Source organism: Aegicerativicinus sediminis (genome assembly GCF_015476115.1).
GTDB lineage: Bacteria > Bacteroidota > Bacteroidia > Flavobacteriales > Flavobacteriaceae > Aegicerativicinus > Aegicerativicinus sediminis.
The window spans coordinates 3,079,434-3,098,797 of the sequence record NZ_CP064295.1; the positions used below are offsets into that span (position 1 = coordinate 3,079,434).

Annotated in this window: 18 protein-coding genes and 1 riboswitch; of the genes, 8 read left to right on the forward strand and 10 right to left on the reverse strand. The window is 34.5% G+C overall.

What is annotated here, in order from left to right; genetic code table 11:
• The first annotated feature begins 3 nt into the window (after nt 1-3).
• Both carB and ISU00_RS13280 read left to right on the forward strand, forming a co-directional pair.
• Entirely contained in the window at nt 4-2,856 is a 2,853-nt protein-coding gene (gene carB / locus ISU00_RS13275) for a carbamoyl-phosphate synthase large subunit (protein ID WP_228851155.1), read from the forward strand.
• Nucleotides 2,857-2,928: 72 nt separating this feature from the next.
• A complete protein-coding gene (locus ISU00_RS13280) occupies nt 2,929-3,276 on the forward strand; it encodes a T9SS type A sorting domain-containing protein (RefSeq protein WP_228851156.1) in 348 nt (115 codons plus the stop codon).
• A 47-nt stretch (nt 3,277-3,323) separates the two neighbouring features.
• On the opposite strand, the gene ISU00_RS13285 is transcribed toward ISU00_RS13280, so the two are convergent.
• The 7 genes from ISU00_RS13285 to ISU00_RS13315 form a co-directional block, all read right to left on the reverse strand.
• A complete protein-coding gene (locus ISU00_RS13285) occupies nt 3,324-4,316 on the reverse strand; it encodes a 2-hydroxyacid dehydrogenase (RefSeq protein ID WP_228851157.1) in 993 nt (330 codons plus the stop codon).
• Between the two features lie 32 nt (nt 4,317-4,348).
• Nucleotides 4,349-5,062: a DUF3307 domain-containing protein gene (locus ISU00_RS13290; RefSeq protein WP_228851158.1), complete on the reverse strand. Its 714-nt coding sequence runs from the start codon at nt 5,060-5,062 to the stop codon at nt 4,349-4,351.
• Nucleotides 5,059-5,670: a SatD family protein gene (locus ISU00_RS13295; protein ID WP_228851159.1), complete on the reverse strand. Its 612-nt coding sequence runs from the start codon at nt 5,668-5,670 to the stop codon at nt 5,059-5,061. The genes ISU00_RS13290 and ISU00_RS13295 overlap by 4 nt, the downstream gene beginning before the upstream one ends.
• A 110-nt stretch (nt 5,671-5,780) precedes the next feature.
• On the reverse strand, nt 5,781-7,130 hold the full coding sequence (rmuC, locus tag ISU00_RS13300) for a DNA recombination protein RmuC (RefSeq protein ID WP_228851160.1): 1,350 nt from the start codon (nt 7,128-7,130) through the stop codon (nt 5,781-5,783).
• An 81-nt stretch (nt 7,131-7,211) separates the two neighbouring features.
• On the reverse strand, nt 7,212-8,018 hold the full coding sequence (locus tag ISU00_RS13305; RefSeq protein WP_228851161.1) for an ABC transporter ATP-binding protein: 807 nt from the start codon (nt 8,016-8,018) through the stop codon (nt 7,212-7,214).
• A 2-nt stretch (nt 8,019-8,020) separates the two neighbouring features.
• Entirely contained in the window at nt 8,021-9,049 is a 1,029-nt protein-coding gene (locus tag ISU00_RS13310; RefSeq protein WP_228851162.1) for an iron ABC transporter permease, read from the reverse strand.
• Nucleotides 9,046-10,188 (reverse strand): ABC transporter substrate-binding protein, encoded by a 1,143-nt coding sequence (locus ISU00_RS13315; protein ID WP_228851163.1) that lies wholly within the window; start codon nt 10,186-10,188, stop codon nt 9,046-9,048. The genes ISU00_RS13310 and ISU00_RS13315 overlap by 4 nt, the downstream gene beginning before the upstream one ends.
• A 65-nt stretch (nt 10,189-10,253) precedes the next feature.
• Nucleotides 10,254-10,463: riboswitch (cobalamin riboswitch) on the forward strand.
• Between the two features lie 29 nt (nt 10,464-10,492).
• On the opposite strand from ISU00_RS13315, the gene ISU00_RS13320 reads away from it, so the two are divergent.
• Together ISU00_RS13320 and ISU00_RS13325 are read left to right on the forward strand one after the other, a co-directional pair.
• Nucleotides 10,493-12,316: a TonB-dependent receptor gene (locus ISU00_RS13320; RefSeq protein WP_228851164.1), complete on the forward strand. Its 1,824-nt coding sequence runs from the start codon at nt 10,493-10,495 to the stop codon at nt 12,314-12,316.
• Nucleotides 12,317-12,324: 8 nt separating this feature from the next.
• Complete coding sequence (locus tag ISU00_RS13325; protein ID WP_228851165.1) at nt 12,325-13,344, forward strand: DUF5074 domain-containing protein; 1,020 nt, start codon at nt 12,325-12,327, stop codon at nt 13,342-13,344.
• 43 nt (nt 13,345-13,387) lie between these two features.
• Here ISU00_RS13325 and ISU00_RS13330 read toward each other — a convergent pair whose 3' ends face one another.
• The gene (locus ISU00_RS13330) at nt 13,388-14,842 is read right to left on the reverse strand and encodes a S41 family peptidase (RefSeq protein WP_228851166.1); all 1,455 of its coding nucleotides are present in this window, start codon (nt 14,840-14,842) and stop codon (nt 13,388-13,390) included.
• Between the two features lie 187 nt (nt 14,843-15,029).
• Here ISU00_RS13330 and ISU00_RS13335 point away from each other — a divergent pair, with 187 nt between their 5' ends.
• Genes ISU00_RS13335 through ISU00_RS13350 form a run of 4 tightly spaced genes read left to right on the forward strand, consistent with a single transcriptional unit; the run spans nt 15,030 to nt 17,154 of the window.
• A complete protein-coding gene (locus tag ISU00_RS13335; protein WP_228851167.1) occupies nt 15,030-15,539 on the forward strand; it encodes an RNA polymerase sigma factor in 510 nt (169 codons plus the stop codon).
• Nucleotides 15,526-16,008, forward strand: coding sequence for a hypothetical protein (locus ISU00_RS13340; RefSeq protein ID WP_228851168.1), 483 nt, complete (start codon nt 15,526-15,528; stop codon nt 16,006-16,008). The genes ISU00_RS13335 and ISU00_RS13340 overlap by 14 nt, the downstream gene beginning before the upstream one ends.
• 20 nt (nt 16,009-16,028) lie before the next feature.
• The gene (locus tag ISU00_RS13345) at nt 16,029-16,604 is read left to right on the forward strand and encodes a DUF4252 domain-containing protein (RefSeq protein ID WP_228851169.1); all 576 of its coding nucleotides are present in this window, start codon (nt 16,029-16,031) and stop codon (nt 16,602-16,604) included.
• Nucleotides 16,605-16,608: 4 nt separating this feature from the next.
• On the forward strand, nt 16,609-17,154 hold the full coding sequence (locus tag ISU00_RS13350; protein WP_228851170.1) for a DUF4252 domain-containing protein: 546 nt from the start codon (nt 16,609-16,611) through the stop codon (nt 17,152-17,154).
• A 247-nt stretch (nt 17,155-17,401) separates the two neighbouring features.
• Here the strand turns inward: ISU00_RS13350 and purB are convergent, their stop codons facing one another.
• The gene (purB, locus tag ISU00_RS13355; protein WP_228851171.1) at nt 17,402-18,745 is read right to left on the reverse strand and encodes an adenylosuccinate lyase; all 1,344 of its coding nucleotides are present in this window, start codon (nt 18,743-18,745) and stop codon (nt 17,402-17,404) included.
• A gap of 73 nt (nt 18,746-18,818) precedes the next feature.
• The gene (locus ISU00_RS13360; RefSeq protein ID WP_228851172.1) at nt 18,819-19,346 is read right to left on the reverse strand and encodes a hypothetical protein; all 528 of its coding nucleotides are present in this window, start codon (nt 19,344-19,346) and stop codon (nt 18,819-18,821) included.
• Nucleotides 19,347-19,364: the final 18 nt, after the last annotated feature.

Below are 19,364 nucleotides of genomic sequence, written 5' to 3' on the forward strand. Positions count from 1 at the left end.
ACAATGCCAAAAAATCCCTCCATTAAATCTGTCTTAATTATCGGTTCTGGTCCAATCATTATAGGCCAGGCTTGTGAATTTGATTATTCTGGATCTCAAGCCTTGAGATCCCTAAGAGAAGATGGGATTGAAACAGTTTTAATTAATTCCAATCCAGCAACAATTATGACTGACCCTACCATGGCAGATCATGTTTACTTGTTGCCTCTAACAACCAAATCAATCATAAAAATTTTGGAAAAGCATCCAGAAATAGATGCTGTTTTGCCAACTATGGGTGGACAAACGGCTCTAAATTTATGTATTGAAGCCGATGAAAAGGGGATTTGGAAAGATTTTAAAGTAAAATTAATAGGTGTCGATATTGATGCCATAAATATTACCGAAGATAGAGAACAATTTAGGGAATTGATGCTGAAAATTGGCGTTCCTATGGCGCCTCAAGCAACCGCTACAAGTTATTTGAAGGGTAAAGAAATTGCGCAGGAATTTGGGTTCCCTTTGGTTATCAGAGCATCTTATACCTTGGGAGGAGCTGGTGCTTCTTTTGTGCATAGTGAAGACCAGTTTGATACATTGTTAACACGTGGTCTAGAAACCTCGCCAATACATGAGGTAATGATAGATAAGGCCTTAATCGGGTGGAAAGAATATGAGCTGGAATTGTTGAGGGATAAAAATGACAATGTTGTTATTATTTGTACCATAGAGAATATGGATCCGATGGGGATCCACACTGGTGACTCAATAACAATTGCCCCAGCAATGACTCTATCCGATACAACGTTCCAAAAGATGCGTGATATGGCCATTCATATGATGCGTAGTATTGGGGATTTTGCAGGAGGTTGTAATGTTCAGTTTGCAGTTAGTCCAGATGAAGAGGAAAACATCATTGCCATAGAAATAAACCCGAGGGTATCCAGGTCTTCAGCTTTAGCGAGTAAGGCCACCGGTTATCCGATTGCAAAAATAGCTGCTAAATTGGCCATAGGTTATACTCTAGACGAATTGCAAAACCAAATTACAAAGTCTACTTCTGCCTTGTTTGAGCCAACCATAGACTATGTGGTGGTAAAAATTCCAAGATGGAATTTTGATAAGTTTGAAGGTTCTGATAGAACCTTAGGTCTACAAATGAAGGCAGTAGGAGAGGTGATGGCTATCGGTAGATCTTTTCAAGAAGCTTTGCACAAGGCGACTCAATCGCTTGAAATTAAAAGAAATGGGTTAGGGGCTGATGGTAAGGGATATAAAAATTACGACCAGATTATAGATAAGCTTACCCATGCAAGCTGGGATAGGGTATTCGTTATTTACGATGCCATTCAAATGGGTATTCCGCTTAGCAGAATCTACGATATCACAAAAATTGACATGTGGTTCCTTAAGCAATACGAAGAATTGTACCAGCTTGAAAAGGAAATTTCAAAGTTTGATATCGATACAATTGATAGAGATCTATTGCTAGAGGCTAAGCAAAAAGGTTATGGCGATCGACAGTTGGCACATATGCTAGGATGCCTTGAAAGTGAGGTTTACAATAAAAGAGATGAATTAAATATTCATAGAATTTACAAACTAGTTGATACCTGTGCTGCGGAATTTCAAGCAATGACTCCTTATTATTACTCAACTTTCGAGAATGAAATTGTTGAACCAAATGGTAAAACATATTCTGCCAATGAAAGTGTTGTTTCAGATAGAAAAAAGATTGTAGTTCTTGGCTCTGGACCAAATAGGATTGGCCAGGGAATTGAGTTCGATTATTGTTGTGTACATGGAGTTTTAGCTGCTTCGGAATGTGATTACGAAACCATAATGATAAATTGTAATCCAGAAACTGTATCAACTGATTTTGATATTGCGGACAAGCTTTATTTTGAACCAGTTTTTTGGGAGCATATATACGACATAATAAGGCATGAAAAGCCCGAAGGCGTTATTGTTCAATTGGGTGGACAGACTGCCCTAAAATTGGCTGAAAAGCTAGATCGTTACGGCATAAAAATAATGGGAACCAGCTTCCGATCTTTAGACCTTGCGGAGGATAGAGGAAGTTTTTCAACTCTTTTAAAAGATAATGGAATTCCATACCCCGAATTCGACACTGCTGAGACGGCAGATGAGGCTTTAGCAGTAGCGGACAGATTGAATTTTCCAATTTTGGTTAGACCATCTTATGTATTGGGTGGTCAAGGAATGAAAATCGTAATCAACAAAAAGGAATTGGAAGAGCATGTAGTTGACTTGTTGAGAAAAATTCCAAACAATAAATTATTACTAGACCATTATTTAGATGGAGCAATAGAAGCTGAGGCTGATGCAATTTGTGATGGAGAAGATGTGTACATCATTGGTATAATGGAGCATATTGAACCTTGTGGAATTCATTCTGGTGATAGTAATGCCACATTACCGCCCTTTAATTTAGGTGAATTTGTAATGCAGCAAATTAAAGACCACACCGTGAAAATTGCGAAAGCTCTTAATACAGTGGGGCTCATAAATATACAGTTTGCAATTAAGGACGACATGGTTTATATCATTGAAGCAAACCCAAGAGCCTCCAGAACGGTACCTTTTATCGCCAAGGCCTATGGTGAACCTTATGTAAATTATGCCACCAAAATTATGTTGGGTGAGAAGAAATTAAAGGATTTTAATTTCAATCCTAGATTGGATGGATATGCCATAAAACAACCGGTTTTTTCATTCAATAAGTTCCCTAATGTTAATAAACAATTGGGTCCAGAAATGAAAAGTACGGGTGAAAGCATTTTATTTATAGATAGTTTAAAGGATGATGAATTTTATGAATTATATGCGCGCAGAAAAATGTATCTGAGCAAATAAATTCTAATTTTCGACGAACGGTAAACCATAATAATCTAAAAATTACTACATTAGCATTAAATCTACTATTCTATGGTGAAAAAACTACTTATCACTTTCCTTATTGTTTTCTTTTTTATCCCGCTCCCAGAAGTAAACGCATTAGGGAATTCATCAGAATCTGGACAATTTATTGCTCAATTTGGTAATGAATTTACGATTTCTCCAAATCCTGCTACCACCAAATTAAATATCAATTTAAAATCTATACAGCCAAATACACATTTAACCATAATTGATGTATTGGGTAAAAAAGTTCTTTCTAAGGAAATTTCAGAATTAGAAACAACAATTGATGTTAGCCGTTGGAATGCGGGAGTTTATTTGGTAAGAATTTCAAATGATAAGGAAACCCAAACAAAACGATTTGTAAAACAATAATCTATTCTTAATTTAATAAATAGAGCCGTTCACTTGAACGGCTTTTTTTATGGTCTAACTTCATTTTTTAGTTTCTCTCCGTTTTTGAATGCCTTAATATTATTTAAAGTTGTGGTTGTAATTTCATCCATGGCCTCTTTAGTAAAATAGGCTTGGTGAGAAGTAATTAAAACGTTTGGAAAACTGTTCAAGCGTAAAATATAATCATCATTGATAATACTTTCAGATAGGTCTTTATAGAATATATTCTCCTCTTGCTCGTATACATCGATTCCCAAATAACCAATTTTTCGATGTGATAAAGCTTCAATAACATCGGCGGTGTCTATTAGCCCTCCTCGACTTGTATTTATTACCATCGCACCATCTTTCATTTGGTCAACTGAATTCTTGTTGATAATATGTTTTGTGTCGGGGTTTAATGGACAGTGAAGAGAAATTATATCAGCACTTTTAAATAAATCCTTTAAACTTAAATAGTCAACCCCAATAGACTTTAAATCTTCATTGGGGTAAAGATCATAAGCAATTAATTTACAACCAAAGCCTTTCATTATTTTAAGGAAAGTAGCACCAATCTGTCCAGTTCCTATTACACCCACGGTTTTATTATGGAGATTGAAACCAATTAATTTATTCAAGGAAAAATTACCTTCCCTGATTCGGTTATAGGCTTTATGGGTCTTTCTATTCAAGGTTAATATTAGGGCTAAGGCATGTTCCGCTACTGCTTCAGGTGAATAGGCTGGAACACGTACAACCTTTATTCCATTTGAAATGGCCTCCTCCAAGTCAACATTATTATAACCTGCACAACGCAATGCGATTAGTCCGACATTACACTTTGCTAATTTCTTAATGGTTTCTTTATCTATTTTGTCGTTTACAAAAACACAAACCACATCAAAACCATTACATAAATTGGCCGTGTTTTGGTTTAGCGAGGCCTCAAAAAACACGAAATCGAAATCATGCTCTTTTCTATGTTTTTCAAAATATTCCTGGTCGTATGGCTTAGAACTGAATACGGCTATTCTCATAAAATTTTAATGTTTTGAAGATAATTTTGGCATTACAGGTGTGATAAAGCGAATAAATAACCAAGGCTTACCAGTATGGCAATTCCGAAACTTAAAAGTGTACCTATCAATATATATTCTGTAAGTTTTCGGTGTTTTGCTTCTTTCAAATCGCCAAATCGATATACGGATTTTGCTGTAATCAAAAATCCTACCGCCTCCCAATGTCGAAAAACTATAAAGGTAAAAACCAATAAACGCTCCAAAATACCTATGTATTTACCTGCATCCCTCAGTGAGTCATTTTCATCGGTTAATTCATCTATTTTCCATTTACTGAAAATTGTTTGCAATATTAGAGAAGTAGGCTTAGTTAAGAAAAGTACAGCAAGAAGAAGGGTAAGATTATTCTCGTTCAATAGCTCAGAGATTTGAAATGTATTTTCTGAAATAAAATAGTAAGCCAATAGTATTATTAAAAGATGAGCCGCTTGATCTATAAAAAACAAAACTCTTTTGTTGGAATCGTTCTGTAAGTTGGCCTTCAAGCCATCAAAAAGGAAATGTGTAAAGGCAATGAATAAAATCCATTTCCAAAGCTTTATATCCCATAATATGAGGAATAATAAAACAATGTGAATAAGAACGTGGAGATATAGTTTAGGTGACTTTAATTTTTTTTGTTGCTTTTCTATTACCCAATGTAGTGGTTGAAGCAAAAAATCACCAATAACATGGGCGAGTAGCAGTTTAATTAATAAAATCATAGGAACTTTTTTAATTTGGAGTTATACATCTTGTCAAGGGCAAAGATTTCATCGAGATTCGCCCGCTTTTGCCTTTTGCTCACCGCATTTTGACTAGTGCCTATGAGTTTTGCGAGTTCAGTTTGTAGCATATTTGGGTTCTCTATGGTTAATTTCACAACTTCGGCCGAATTTACAGTCCAATTATCTATACCGATTAACAACAGTTTAAAATACAAGTTTATTTCATCGTTGAAAATTGGATTGTCAGATTTTAATTTTAGGTTAGTTTTTTCCTTTTTTAATTGCTCTAATGTCTCTCCTGAATAAACAAAGGCAGGGCCATTAGATTCACTGACATCTTTTCCTTGATGTTCTTTGTTTCCTAGCCCTATTGCAATGCGAATATCAAGGTCTTTTATGGTTTTAATACAGGCTTTTATATAAATTGCTGCCATAAAAGCTTTCCCTGGATTTCCTATTTCCAATTGGAAACTGTCACCCCTGTAAATTGACCAAAACTCTTCTTTGTTAAGAAAATTTAAGGCAATTTTTAACCTGTCCAACCAAATAGAAGGCGCTGCTATTTCTTGTGATTTAATTATGTCTCCTGTAAGAACAGCAATCATTATTCCTGAAAAATATACTTTTTTATAATATTCCCTATTTAAGGAATAAAATTAAATATTCCTTATAAAAGGAATATCAAATATAGCTCGTATATTCCGGAAATCAAAATTTAATTAAGCAAATCAGTAATCATTTCATCTTGATCATCAGCATCTTCGGCCCTTCTTAAGAGATTTTCATTAATGTTTTTGCTTGCCTTTGCCCCCAATTTCTTTAATTTTTCTACTCGCTTCACTAAGTTGCCTCTTCCAGTTAATTTCTTCATAGCGCCTTCATAACTGTTTTGGACAGTTCCAATTTGTTTGCCAACCTTAATCAATTCATCTGTTAGATTGGTAAAACTATCGTAGAGATTACCCGCTTCAGTGGCAATTTCTAGCGCATTCTGTCTTTGCCTATCGTTTTGCCACAAATTGTCAACAAGCCTTAATGCGGCAAGAAGTGTAGCAGGGGTAACGATGATAACTTGCCGATCAAAAGCCTGTTCATACAAATTGGGTTCGTGTGCTGAAGCAATGGCAAATGCAGGCTCGATAGGAATGAACATAAAAACCGTATCTGGACTTTCATCAATAAGATATTGATAGTTCTTGGCGCTCAATTGCTCAACATGTCTTTTAATAGATCCTATGTGTTGTTTCAAGTGAATTTGCTTTTGTTCCTCGTCTTCTTCGGAAACAAAACGTTCAAAGTGAACTAACGATACCTTACTGTCGATAATCATTTTTTTTCCGTCAGGGAGATGAATAAGGACATCTGTTTGTAATCGTTTTCCATCTTCTGCGGTGTGGCTGTCTTGCAACGTATACTCCCTGTCTTTTTCAAGTCCAGATTTTTCAAGAATTCTGGTTAAAATCAATTCACCCCAATTTCCTTGCATTTTGCTGTCACCTTTGAGGGCTTTGGTAAGATTGTCGGCATCCTTACTCATTTGCTGATTCAATTCAGCTAAAGTTTTTATCTGTTCCTTTAGTTCGCTATGCCGCCCTATACTTTCTTTGTTGGTGTCTTCCACTCGCTTTTCAAACCCTTTAATCTTTTCTTGAAGGGGATTGAGAAGAATCTCTAGGTGTTCTTTGTTTTGCCGCGTAAATTTTGAAGACTTTTCATCTAGAATTTTATTGGCTAAATTCTCAAACTCCTTAGTAAATTTTTCTTGCAGGTTTTCTACTTCCTTTTTCTGTTCCTGTATTTTGGTTTGAAGATTTTCAAACTCAGTATTTCGGGTGGCCAATTCAATGTCAACCTGACCTTTTTCCTGTCTTAATTTTTCTTTTTGGAGTTCAGATTCAGAAATCTGGTCCTTTAAATCTGAAATTTGCCGCTCAAATTGTATCTGACGTTCGTTTATTGCACCAATTTCAGACTTGTTTTTCAGTCTACTAAAAACAATTCCGATTGCTGCACCGATACCAAATGAAAAAATTATTGAAATAAGAAGGGTTAAAGATTCAGACATAGAAAACAACAAATTTTACCAAAGATAAATTTATTGAATCTAAATTCTTGGGCTAATTGGTTGAAACTTATTAAATGATTTTTAGTCTTTCTTTATTCTGAAATTACCAGTACTTCCGTCAAATTCTAGCAGTCCTTTTGGGAATAAATCATCAAACACGCCAGATTCAATTAGGTTACACGGGGTATCGAACCACGATTTCTCGTTCTTCATAACTAAAATCTTGTCACATACTTGGATTGCCAAATCAATTTCATGGGTTGAAAATAATACTGATTTGTTTGTTGAATGTGAGATAGATTTTAGCAGCTTAAGGATCGTAACCTTATGAAATAAGTCTAAATGGGTGGTAGGTTCGTCGAGGACGATAAGTTTAGTGTCCTGTGCCAAGGCACGAGCTATCAATGCTTTTTGTAATTGGCCATCGCTAAGCTTATAGCATTTGTTATTTGCTAAATGTTCAATCTGCGTGAGTTTTATAGCCTCTTTGGTTTTTTCAACATCAGTTAAATTCAATTGCCCAAGCCAATTTGTATAGGGGTGTCTTCCAAGAGCTACCAATTCAAATACAGTTAAATTTTTGGATAATAAAGATTCAGTTAAAACGACACTCAATAATTGAGCAAATTCTGAGGTATCGTAAAGATTAAATGGTTTGCTTTCCAAGGATATGTTCCCTTTTAGAGGCGGCTGTAATCCTGAAATTGTGCGTAATAATGTAGATTTACCAATACCATTTGCTCCCACCAAACCGATTAATTCCCCTTTTTGCAAAGAAAAATTTATATCCTCTGCAATAGTGTTTATTTGCTTACCGTCTTTATAGCCAACACTTAATTCGTAAGCTTGTAAAATTGAATTGTTTTCTATTTCAGAGTTACTAACCATTTTTAAAAAATCATTTTTCTCTTACGCAGTAATAACCAAATAACAACAGGTGCACCAATTATTGATGTAATAGCATTTATAGGTAAGGTGTAATCGCTATTCGGCAATTGAGCCACACTATCACAAATTAACATGCTAATTGCACCGATTAATAATATGCAGGGAACTAATACATGATGATTAGAAGTCTTGAATAATAAACGGGCTATATGTGGTATGGCAAGTCCTATAAAGGCTATAGGTCCAACAAAAGCAGTTATTCCTCCTGCCAATAGACTAGTGCTTATAATAATTAAAAATCTATTTCTATTGAATTTTACTCCCATGCTTTTGGCATAGTTTTCCCCTAACAACATGGCATTCATATCTTTAATTGAGAATAGACAAATTAATAAACCGAGTAAACAAATACTTCCTAATACCATTAGCGATTTAAAATCTAGATTACCTAAACTTCCAAACCCCCAAAACATATACTGTTGAATTTTTTCAGCTGTACTAAAATATGCTAGGACACTTACCAATGCAGAAGTAATGCTTCCGAACATTAGACCAACAATAAGCAAGGCCATACTGTCCCTTAATTTGAGAGAAACGATTAAAACGACTAATAAAACCAAGAAACTACCAAGACTGGAAGCAATTACCAAGGTCCATTGGTTCATTAATAGTCCACCAATAACATTACCAGTTATTCCAGAAGCAAGAATTACAAGGGCAACACCCAAACTTGCACCCGAACTAATACCAAGGACAAATGGTCCAGCTAAGGGATTTCTAAATAGTGTTTGCATCATAAGACCTGAAACCCCAAGACCTGCTCCTGTGAGAACAGCAGTTATAGCTTTTGGTAATCGGTAATTTCCTATTATATACTGCCAAGAATTATTTTCAATTTTTCCAAAAAGCGCTCCCAAAACTTTCCTTATTGGAATATCAACCGACCCTAAACTGAGATTTAAAATAAAGGATATGATCAATATTAAAATGAGGACTACAAAAATGCGTTTATTTCGAAAAGAGGGTTTCAATTTGGCAATTTTTGAAAGAATGTGAACTTGTAATCTGGCAATAGTTCTGGATGCCCTATTTTAATTAAATCTTTTAGCACCAAATCCGGTCTAGCAATCCCCGATTCATAGTAAAGTACTCCCCCAGTTTCACCAACAGTATTACCCATTGTATATATATTATCCGTTTTGAAGGCCGCAAATTGACTATAATGGGGATTGCTTTTCAGTAAATTAGTTTTAGATATTAAATTGGACGGATTCAACCATAATTCAGCATTTTCTCCCTTTTCTAAAACGGTTTCAAAACTTAATCCCAAACTGCCAGAACCCTTAGTGTCTGACCAAAGATAATTTATATTGGCATCATTCATCAATTGACCTTCAGGACTTGTACCGTAAGGCAAATACCAAATATCTTGGTATAAGGCTCCACTTATTGCAGTAGGACTGTGTTCTGCCTTTGAAGCTAAACTTTTGGCTTCGTTATACTGTTTTTCAATAGAATTAAAGATGGAATCAGATTTTTGCTTTTTTTCAAATAGTAATCCGAACACTTTTATCCATTCAGCTTTACCTAAAGGGGATTTCTCCGTCCAATCTCCATTAAATAGTACCGGAATTCCAGCATTTTTAATGGTCTCAAATGTTTTTGATGTGCCATCAATACTAAAGCCCATAACAAGTTCTGGAGAAATATTTAAGATTTTTTCTGTATTCAGGGATTCATTTTTTCCTATTTCTTGAATAAGGCCACCTGAAATTCTTTCGCGGATTTGAGGATTGGAGATATAATTTAATTCAGGAAACCCAACAAGGCTATTAGTTTCATTTAAATAGTCTAAAGCTGGTAGGTGAGTGGTAGAAGTAACAATAAGTTTATCTATGGGTGTAGTAATAATGGCGTCGTACCGATCATTGGGAAAAGTTATACTTGCCGCAATTTTACGATTTACCATTACATATTTATAGACCTTATCAGATTTAGGCCAAGGAGAGTTTATAGTTAATTCTGAGTAATTAGAAAAATGTGTAACGTAAAACCCATTTGCATACTCTGGTTTCTCAGTTGAAATCGATTCTATTTCTAGTATGTTTTCTGAGGAATTATTTTTACATCCTAAAAAAATTACCACCAAAAAAACATATAAAAAGCGCATTGAAAATTCTTTTTGCCAAAAGTAATATTATTTAAACTTCTTATGTTTTCCTTAAACAAAATGTTTACTTTCGCGACGATTTTGGTTCCCAAAACCTTTCAACAGGTTTGGGATTAAAATGGGAATCCGGTTTAAATCCGGAGCTGTTCCCGCAACTGTAAGCTTTGTTCTTTGAGAACGCTTATTTCGACCTTCATTGTCACTGCACTAGTTTGTGTGGGAAGACCCGATAATAAGACGCGAGCCAGGAGACCTGCCTAAATCAATAATTTAAATTGACTTTCGGGAAAAAGGTCGTTTTGGCATGAGAGCATTTATATCATTAATCTTATTTTGTTTTTCCTTGGTGGTTTGTGGTCAGCCATCTAATGATACAATTCAATTGGCAGATGTGAACCTGTCTACTAGAATTCTTAAAAACTTTTCCACTGGTCAGAATATTATTAATCTTTCAGATTCACTTAATGCAAAGCGCACCAAGTCAGCAACAACCTATTTAAGATTTGTTTCGCCTATTCATTTTAGAGAGAATGGTTTTGGAATGGTTTCCTCACCTAGCTTTAGAGGAACTCTGGCAAGTCATACACTTGTTTTATGGAATGGTATACCCATTAATTCTCAATTCAATGGCCAAGTAGACTTTAACACTCTTAATTTAGGCTTTTACAACAATATAGACATTCGTCCTGGAGGAGGAAGTCTGTTGTATGGAAGTGGTGGTTTAGGTGGAACAATTCACCTCAACCAATCCTTTTTAAAGAAAAATGGACTTGAAACAACTTTAATAAGCAGTTACGGTTCTTTTAACACCTTTAGAACTAACGCGAGTATCAGTAATAGAATTGATAATCTGGCTTATACTTTCAAGTTTTCACATAATTATTCAGACAATAATTTTGATATAGAACAATTTCAAAGGAATAATCTAAATGGAAAATACCAGAACTATAGTTTAAATTTTAATGCTAGTTATGCTTTTAACAAGTCGAGTAAGGTTGAGTTGTTCAATGAATTTTACGATAGTAATAGATATTTATCCATTATCCGACCAAGTGAAACTCCAGGGAAATACATTGATAAGAATTTTAAAAGTTTAATTCAGTGGAGGTTAGATTCGGATAAAACAGCTCATTATGTTAAAGGTTCCTATATAAGGGAACAATATAAATATTACCAGAATAGGTTAAATGAGAATTTCACTTTTGGTAAATCAGATACGTATTTTGGAAGTTATGAATCAGATATTTGGCTTCCAAAACGAATGAAGTTGAAGCCCCTCATTTCCTTTCAGAATGTTATAGGTGATGGGACTGACATTAATTCCAAAAATTTTCAGAATGCTGTTACAGCATTAGAATTTAAACATAGACTTAATCGAATTGTTTATGAATTGGGAGGACGTTTTCAATGGCATTCGGTCTATAAAGGCCAATTATTAGGTCAATTTGGATTGGAATGGTCGGCCATCGATAATTACAATTTAAAATTTAGTGCGTCAAAAAACTTTAGAGCTCCAACTCTGAATGACCTGTATTGGACTAATAGTGGAAATCTCCAATTAAAGCCGGAAGATGCTTACCAATTTGAAATAACCAACCAGTATATCAAAGGGAAGTTTAAATTACAGTTTACAGGGTTCTATAATGATATTTCAAATCTAATCCAATGGGTACCTAGGGAATCTGGTTTATGGAGCCCTCTAAATGTAGGGCAAGCGGAAACTTACGGTTTGGAATTAAACTTATTCTATGAAAAGGATTTTGGAGATTTTAGGTTTGGGTTTAATTCATTGAATTCGCATACAATTTCTAGGGATAGTCAATTGAATAAATTTTTAGTTTACACCCCTCGTTGGCAATCAAACAACAACGTTCAATTAGTTTTTAAAAAGCTTAGCGCTAACCTTCAGTTACATCTAACCGATAAGGTTTACACAACTACAGATAATTCAAATTGGTTGAATGGGTATACAATTGCCAATTGTATGCTTGAGTATGCCTTTGGGGAAAAACGGGAAATCGCTGTAGGCGTTAATATTCAAAACATATTTAATCAGCAATATCAAACAATTGAATTAAGGCCAATGCCCGGAAGATATTATCAAACCGTAATACAAATTAATCTTTAATAAATACTATGAACAAATACTTATCGATTTTTGGAGCCATTATAATTCTTCAATCCTGTACCTCTGACGACAAAATAACAGAATTAAGTTTAGGGAATTATGTGAATGGGTTTTTTATATTAAACGAAGGCGGTGTTGGTAGTGTCACCTATATCTCTGAAGACTTTACAACTGTTGAAAATGATATTTATAAACATAACAATGACAATTCAGATTTAGGTAATTATGTTCAATCCATGTTTTTCGAAAATGAGTTAGCCTTTATAATTTCCAATGGTTCAAATCTCATCACCATTGTAAATCGGTATACTTTTAAAACAGTGGGTGTTGTTAATTCTGGTATAGAAGTGCCCCGGTATGGTGTTGTGGTCGATGGCAAGGCATACATTACAAACCAAGCAAGTTTTCAGACTTCAGATGACGATTATATTGCGGTTGTTAATTTGGAAACCTTTGAGGTGGAAGATACATTTTTGGTAGGGGATACAGTTGAGTATATCCAAACAAATGGGTCAAATTTATTTGTACAAAACGCTGCCTATGGTTTTGGAAATCATATTTCTGTTATAGACCCTTCTAACGGAGACGTTATTGAAAGGATAGAAACCTCTCAGGGATTGAATGAATTTGAACTTTATGGGAATTATTTATATGCCTTAAGTTCAAACGAATTAGAGATTTTTAATTTGTCGAATCTAGAACTATCTAAAACAGTTGATCTCAATAATTCGTCAGCCCCTAGGCATTTGGAAGTAAATAATGACACAATTTTTTATACGGTTTCAAATAGTGTTTACTCAATGTCCATTTCTGCCGTTAATGCTCCTACGTCCCCATTTGTTACTTATGAGTCCCAATCAGCTTATGGAGTCATGTATGGTTTTAAATCTTATAACAATAAAATCTTTATAGCGGATGGGGGTGATTTCGCTTCAAATAGTTTTATAGAGGTTTATGATTTAAATGGAACTAAACTGTTTTCTACAGACGTTGGGATAGCCCCTAACGGTTTTTATTTTAATTATTAAAATTTCTAATATAAAGAAGGCCGCAATTAGCGGCCTTTTTTTATCAGTTTAACTTAAAGTCGACAGGTATGTCTTTTGGATCGAGAATTAAACCAAAATCTGGCTGATTTTTATCCAATGGGTTTTCAATTTGTCTGAAGTAGGAATCCATATCAGTTCTTCTGCCGGTTCCAAGAATATCCGAAATTGCAGCGGCCAAAAGCGTTTCATCAGGGTCTCCCAAAGTGCCAAAATTGCTAAGTCTTTCTTGTAATTCAATATTTGGTGTAAAACCATCAGGTGGAACCGAACCATCATTTACATTATAAAAATTGGCGATTAAAGGTTGTAATGCGTAAGTGTGATTTGGGTTTATTCCATCCTTATCAAATACTCCTGGAGAATCATAAACCGTCAGTGAAGCTTGTGTTTTACCGACCGTGTTAGTTCCAACATGAACAACTTCAATATAGGGTCTTAGATTATTAATCATCATTTCTGATGCTGATGCACTTCTACCAGTAGCAATAATATAGACCTTGTTTAAATTTAGGCTATTAATTGAGCCTCCGCCATTAGGCAACGTATTTGTAAATGCAGTGTTGGAATTATTATTGCTTAAAGTTTCATTCCATTTTAATTTTGAAAATACTTCACCAGTGAATTGCCCTGTAATCATACTTGCTAAATAGTTAGCTACATCGGCTCTTCCGCCTAAATTATATCTAAGATCTAGGACAAGATTAGTAACATTGGCTGATTTGAAATCTCCAAAAATTGAATTTAATTCCTCGTTGTATCCAGCTGTAAATCCGTTATAGGCCAAATAACCAATTTTATTTCCATCAATTTCTATAATATCATAGTAGTAAATTGGGTTTTCTACATAACCAATCTGTTTGGTTAAGGTAACGGAAGTGTTATTCGGTACAATTGTATCATCCGATGTTGTTTGGGTGCCATTGGTATTATAATCGGCAAAACTCAACGTATATGTGTCATTTCCGAAAAGAGTGTAATAATTGTTTACATTCATTTCTATACCATCAACGGCATGAAAAATTTGACCTCGTACAACTCCATTATTTTCAGCATCAGAATCATGCAAAACTAAGCTAACAACCCCAACTACGTCTGTATCACTATTTGGTTCATAATAGAAAAAATATTCAAGACCGTTTGTCTTGAATACGCCGCCTAACTGTTGTTCTAGTTCGATATAGTCATCTGTCATCCAACTAAATCGATCAACGGTTTCGGGTTCATAAAGTACAGCATTGAATAAAGCCTCTGGCGAAGAGTAATTGTTTAAAAAATTATTATAATCAGCCATTGATCCAAAGCGATCTTCATCTAGGAGAGGCACTTGATCTTTATATAAATACACAAGATTCATTGATTTCCAAATGAAATCTTTAACCTCATCTAGAATAATTTCGGTGTCCGTTTCTATTTCATCGTCATTGTCCTTCGAACAATTTTGGAATAAACTGATGCTCACCACTAATAAAAGTAGCAAGCTAATTTTTTTAAAAAGCTTAATGTTCATAGCAAGAATTTAAGGGTTCGCGCAAAAAAATGCGGTATATTCAATATCGTAAAAATACTTACAATATTGTTATTGAAAAATATTTGTAACAAATTTTAGAGTTGTTCGTCGTAATTGTAGAAAAGGGAAATTAAATCCTAACTAACCAAACCAACCGATGACCCATAAGGATTTTGAAAAAGCAATAATGCCATTTAAAGACAAGCTTTATAGGCTTGCTAAAAGGTTATTGGTTAGCAAAGAGGAAGCAGAGGATGCGACCCAAGAAGTTCTTTTAAAATTGTGGAATAATAAGAGTCATTTCGACAACTATAAAAATGTTGAGGCTTTTTCTATGACGATGACAAAAAATTTTTGTTTGGATAGGTTAAAATCTAAACAGGCACAGAATTTGAAAATTGTTCATAGTAACTATCAAGATAACAATGTTTCCTTGCAAAAGGAAATCGAGGTTAAGGATAGCCTCTCCTGGGTTGGAAGAATGATGGAAGATTTGCCCGAACAGCAAAAAATTATTCTACAATTGCGAGATATTGAACAATATGAGTTTGATGAAATTGGCAAGATGCTGGATATGAATCAAACCGCAATTAGAGTTGCTCTATCAAGAGCAAGAAAAACATTAAGAGAAAAATTAACTAATACTCATAATTATGGTATTAAATAATATAGAAAAACTAATAGAGAAGTACGAGAACGCAGAAACTTCCATTAAAGAAGAAAAGATACTACAAGAGTATTTTTCAAGGGAAGATGTTCCTCCACATTTGGAAGTATATAAACCTTTGTTCAATTATTTCACTTTTACCCGAACAGAGCAGTTCACTAAAGAGGTGCCACTAAAAACTAAAAATACTGTATGGTATAAGTGGTTGTCCGTTGCTGCAGTCGCTGTTGTAATGTTTGGAGTTTATATGTCTCAATTGGCAGGTCCGACTGAGGCAGAAAAGCAGGAGGCACTGTTAGCTTACAACCAGACGATGGAAGCTTTGTCTATGGTGTCTAATCAACTAGAAATTGGAAAGAATCAATTAACGCCTTTAAATGTTATGGCTTCAAACTTAGATGAAGGCATCGAAATGGCGGGAATGATCACCGAATTTTCAGAAACAACGAATTTAATTTATAACCCTTAAAACCACTAAATCAAAAAACGATGAAAAAGTTATTAGTAATCGCTGCAATTGTTTTGGCTCCGGCCTTGGCTTCTTCCCAAAGTATATTCGATAAATTTGAGGATCTAGAAGAAGTGACATCTATAATCGTCAACCAGAAAATGTTTACAATGCTGGCAAAGATAGATATAGATACCGATGACCCTGAAAGTCAAGAATACCTAAATATGGTGAAAAAAATTACCGGTTTGAAAGTATTCACCACTGGAGATGAAAAGATCTCTAAAGATATGGGCGCTACTGTTAATCAGTATTTAAAGTCTAATCAATTGGCTGAATTGATGCGAATTAAAGATGGCGATCAAACAGTTCAATTTTATGTGAAAGAAGGAAGAGACGATGATCACGTTAAGGAATTGTTGATGTATGTGAACGGTCTTAAAGAAATTACCAAAGACCAAGACATTGAAATAAATGGCAAAAAACGTGAAATTGAAACAGTATTACTGTCGTTGACAGGAGATATAGATCTTAACCAGATTTCAAAAATCACTAGTAAAATGAATGTTCCTGGTGGAGACAAATTGAAAAAGGTTGAGAAAGCCAACAAAAATTAAACAAATGAACACATCAATCAGAAATATAATCGCTTTGATGGTTTTGGTTGCAACCTTTGTGAGTTGCAACCAAAATTCGTCATTGCAGGCATACTATGTCGATAACGAATTGAAACCCGGTTTCACCTCTGTAGATATTCCTACAAGCTTTTTGAAAATAGATGAAACATCGCTTACACCAGAGCAAAAGGAAGCCTACAATTCGGTGGACAAATTGAATATGTTAGCTTTTGTTATTACAGAGGATAATAAAGATCAATACCAAGAAGAATTAGCAAAGGTAAATAGCATTCTTAAGGACAGTAAGTATAATGAATTGATGCGTGCAGGAAATTCCGTTGATGGCAAATTTGTAATGAAATATATTGGTGATGATGATGAAGTGGACGAGTTTATTTTATTTGGGAATGCCAACGATAAAGGTTTTGCCGTTATCAGAATATTAGGAGATGATATGAATCCTAATCAGATTGCATCCTTGGCTCAAGGGATTAATCTTTCAGATATTGATGCCTCACAAGTACAACAATTTGCAGAAATGTTTAAATAACTTCACTAAATATTATAGGAGTGTTAATAAAAAAACACCCAAGGATTTAATCTCTTGGGTGTTTTTTATTTTGATTTACAAGTAAATAGTAAATCATATAAAACAGTAAAACTAAAAAAGACAAAAACAGAATCAGTTTTACTATGAAATAATTTAGAACATCAAATATACCTGCAATTAAAAAAGCAACTGTTATAAAGATTGTAACCGTTACGGCATATTTGTTATTGTTCATTCTTCACTTTTATTAAATACCAGTGTAATTAGATGGCGTAATTTTTCTTAATTCCTGCTTAACTCCATCCTCCACATTTAGTGTTTCTATAAAGTTAGCGATGGATTTTTGATTGATCTTATTATTTGTCCGGGTAAGCTCTTTTAAAGCCTCATATGGATTAGGATAAGATTCACGTCGTAATATTGTTTGTATAGCCTCGGCTACAACAGCCCAATTATCTTCAAGATCGGCCTCTAATTTGGCTTTGTTAAGTAAAAGTTTATCTAGACCTTTCATGGTTGATGCAAAAGCTATAAGGGTATGTCCAAAAGGTACTCCTACATTTCTAAGTACAGTACTATCCGTTAAATCCCTTTGTAGTCTTGATATGGGTAATTTACTAGCAAGATGTTCAAAAAGTGCATTTGCAATTCCTAGGTTCCCTTCACTATTTTCAAAGTCGATAGGGTTAACTTTGTGTGGCATGGCAGAACTCCCTATTTCTCCTTCCTTTATTTTTTGCTTGAAATAATCCATGGAAATATAGGTCCATATATCCCTGTTGAAATCTATTAGGATCGTATTAATTCTCTTAAGGCAGTCAAACAAAGCGGCCATATGATCATAATGTTCAATCTGTGTAGTAGGGAAGGAGTGCTGAAGACCTAATTTGTCCTTTACAAACTGGTTTGCAAAAGCCAACCAATCAATCGTTGGATAAGCAATCTTATGTGCATTAAAATTTCCTGTTGCCCCACCAAATTTAGCCGCACTTGGTATATCATTCAGTAAATTGAATTGTTCTTTTAATCGTACAACAAAGACTTGGATTTCTTTACCTAGCCTTGTAGGAGATGCAGGCTGGCCGTGCGTTCGAGCAAGCATCGGTATGTCTTTCCACTCTTTGACGAAATGTTCTAATTTTTCCAGAATTTTATTAAACATCGGCACATATACTTGGTTCATTGCTTCTTTAATGCTCAATGGAACTGCAGTATTATTTATGTCTTGAGAGGTAAGGCCAAAATGAATAAATTCTTTATAGTCTGCAATACCTAGGGTATCAAATTTCTGCTTAATAAAATATTCAACAGCCTTAACATCGTGATTGGTCGTTTTTTCAATCTCCTTAATCAATTCAGCATCTTCAGAGCTAAAGTTGAGATAAATGTTACGTAAATCTGAAAATAGAGCAGATTCAAAATTTGCAAGTTGTGGGAGAGGATGTTCACAGAGAGCAATGAAGTATTCAATTTCCACTTGAACTCTATATTTTATTAAACCTTCCTCAGAGAAATATTTAGAAAGATCCTTAGTTTTTCCGCTATACCTACCATCTATCGGGGAAATGGCTTGAAGTGAATTTAATGACATAAAGGTTGCTGTATTAAAGTGCAAAAATAAGATTTCTCTATTATTATTTAGACATTGGGGCCGCCCAATTTGCTTATTCGAGTTGCTTTAAAATTTGTCGGGCTCTTGCTTGGAATCCTTTTGATTCTCTGCTGTAATTATCCTTAAGATGGGAAATCAATTCCTCCTTGACCCAAGGATGTTTAAAAGCGAAAAGGGCTAAAGTTGACATTGCAAATGCCGAACCAGAAATGGACTTTTTTCCTAATAAGGTTTCAAATGAAAACTCTATGAATTGAAGTTCCTGAGCATCTGTAATTTGATTTTTTGTTTGTTTGTCGTCGTCAAGGAAATAATTCAAAAAATGAAAATTAATGCGGTTAAGAACCCTAATTATGGAATCTGTCTTTATTATTTTTAGTTGCCTTAGATAGTCTTCAAGTAAGTTTATTAAACAGGATGGCTGCATTTCTACTGCTAAATCTAAGCCCCAATATGCTTTTGTAGCAAGATTTTCATCACTGAAAGAATAATTAAGCAAAAATTCAAGATGGACAGGATCACTCAGTAGCCATTTTGCAAATTGTACTCTCGAATTTTTTTCGGAATTTACTTTAAACAACCTTTGTTGAAATTGATA

Excerpts from the sequence above, each read along its gene's own strand:
- ISU00_RS13290 (WP_228851158.1), bottom strand. The coding sequence starts at position 5,062 with ATGATTTTATTAATTAAACTGCTACTCGCCCATGTTATTGGTGATTTT.
- ISU00_RS13340 (WP_228851168.1), top strand. The coding sequence starts at position 15,526 with ATGGTATTAAATAATATAGAAAAACTAATAGAGAAGTACGAGAACGCA.
- ISU00_RS13305 (WP_228851161.1), bottom strand. The coding sequence starts at position 8,018 with ATGGTTAGTAACTCTGAAATAGAAAACAATTCAATTTTACAAGCTTAC.
- carB (WP_228851155.1), top strand. The coding sequence starts at position 4 with ATGCCAAAAAATCCCTCCATTAAATCTGTCTTAATTATCGGTTCTGGT.
- ISU00_RS13295 (WP_228851159.1), bottom strand. The coding sequence starts at position 5,670 with ATGATTGCTGTTCTTACAGGAGACATAATTAAATCACAAGAAATAGCA.
- rmuC (WP_228851160.1), bottom strand. The coding sequence starts at position 7,130 with ATGTCTGAATCTTTAACCCTTCTTATTTCAATAATTTTTTCATTTGGT.
- ISU00_RS13335 (WP_228851167.1), top strand. The coding sequence starts at position 15,030 with ATGACCCATAAGGATTTTGAAAAAGCAATAATGCCATTTAAAGACAAG.
- ISU00_RS13325 (WP_228851165.1), top strand. The coding sequence starts at position 12,325 with ATGAACAAATACTTATCGATTTTTGGAGCCATTATAATTCTTCAATCC.
- ISU00_RS13345 (WP_228851169.1), top strand. The coding sequence starts at position 16,029 with ATGAAAAAGTTATTAGTAATCGCTGCAATTGTTTTGGCTCCGGCCTTG.
- ISU00_RS13350 (WP_228851170.1), top strand. The coding sequence starts at position 16,609 with ATGAACACATCAATCAGAAATATAATCGCTTTGATGGTTTTGGTTGCA.
- ISU00_RS13280 (WP_228851156.1), top strand. The coding sequence starts at position 2,929 with ATGGTGAAAAAACTACTTATCACTTTCCTTATTGTTTTCTTTTTTATC.
- ISU00_RS13315 (WP_228851163.1), bottom strand. The coding sequence starts at position 10,188 with ATGCGCTTTTTATATGTTTTTTTGGTGGTAATTTTTTTAGGATGTAAA.
- ISU00_RS13285 (WP_228851157.1), bottom strand. The coding sequence starts at position 4,316 with ATGAGAATAGCCGTATTCAGTTCTAAGCCATACGACCAGGAATATTTT.
- purB (WP_228851171.1), bottom strand. The coding sequence starts at position 18,745 with ATGTCATTAAATTCACTTCAAGCCATTTCCCCGATAGATGGTAGGTAT.
- ISU00_RS13320 (WP_228851164.1), top strand. The coding sequence starts at position 10,493 with ATGAGAGCATTTATATCATTAATCTTATTTTGTTTTTCCTTGGTGGTT.